This is a genomic window from Devosia geojensis (assembly GCF_000969415.1).
Classification (GTDB): Bacteria; Pseudomonadota; Alphaproteobacteria; order Rhizobiales; family Devosiaceae; genus Devosia; species Devosia geojensis.
Genome location: NZ_JZEX01000067.1, coordinates 1 through 1249, shown reverse-complemented (window position 1 = coordinate 1249; position 1249 = coordinate 1). Strand labels below are relative to the sequence as shown.

Annotated in this window: 1 protein-coding gene; it reads right to left on the bottom strand. The window is 68.7% G+C overall.

Annotated features, from left to right (window positions below):
* Nucleotides 1–32: 32 nt before the first annotated feature.
* A complete protein-coding gene (gene cobW / locus VE25_RS06980) occupies nt 33–1091 on the bottom strand; it encodes a cobalamin biosynthesis protein CobW (RefSeq protein WP_046107891.1) in 1059 nt (352 codons plus the stop codon).
* Between the last annotated feature and the right edge of the window lie 158 nt (nt 1092–1249).

Below are 1249 nucleotides of genomic sequence, written 5' to 3'. Positions count from 1 at the left end.
CCCCTCAAGGGGGAGGGGGGACGGATGGTGCCTCACGCGGCCTCTGCGACGGCTGCGCGTTTGAGGCTTGCGGTGATCGCGGCGCGGTCCAACGGGCTTTCGCCGATGACGACCAATGCGGTCTCGCGGTGTTCGCCGGGCGCCCACGGGCGGTCGAAATAGGCGGTGACGCGGGGGCCGACGGCCTGGATGGCGAGGCGGGCGGGGGCGCCGTCGATGGCGGCGAAGCCCTTGAGGCGCAGCACGTCGTGGGTGCGGATGGTCTCCTCGATGGTTTTGAGCAGCGCGTCCTTGCCGGCGACGCGCGGGAAGCGCAGCGAGAACGAGTCGAAATCGTCGTGCTCGTGCGTCTCGCCGCCGTGCTCGAGCTCGTGGTGGCTCGGGCGGTTGGCGATGTCGTCCTCCGAGCCCATGCCCAGCCCCAAGAGCGCGGCGATGTCGACATGGCCGTTGGCGGCGCGGATGAGGCCGGTGCCGGGGCGCATCTCCTCGCGCAGGCGCGCTTCGACATTGGCGAGGGCGTCGCTCGCGACGAGATCGGTCTTGTTGAGGACGACGAGGTCAGCCGAGATCAGCTGGTCCTCGAAGAGCTCGCCCAGGGGCGTTTCGTGGTCGAGCATGTCGTCGGCCTGGCGCTGGGCATCGACCGCGGCTTCGTCCGAGGCGAAGCGCCCTTCGGCGAGCGCGGCCGCATCGACGACGGTGACGACGCCGTCGACGGTGACCTCGGCCTTGATCTGCGGCCAGTTGAAGGCGCGGATCAAGGGCTGCGGCAGGGCAAGGCCCGAGGTTTCGATGACGATGTGGTCCGGACGGTCGGGACGCTCGAGCAGGGCCTGCATGGTGGGGATGAAATCGTCGGCCACGGTGCAGCAGATGCAGCCGTTGGCCAGCTCGATCATGTCCTCCTCGCGGCAGGTCTCGTCGCCGCAGCCGGCAAGGATCGACTTGTCGACGCCGATATCACCGAACTCGTTGATGATGAGGGCGATGCGCTTGCCCCTGGCGTGGGCGAGCATGTGGCGCACGAGGGTGGTCTTGCCGGCACCGAGGAAGCCGGTGATGACGGTGGTCGGGATCTTGGCGGTCATGCCTTCACTCCGTTGGGAACAGTTGCCGGACGGGTCGCGAGATGGTCGTTGAAGCGGCCGAATGCGAGGCCGAGGACGACCCAGAAGATGGCGCCGTTGTAGAGCACCGCCGAGACGAATTCGGCCGTGAGGCGGGGCGGCACGCCGGTGGGATCGGT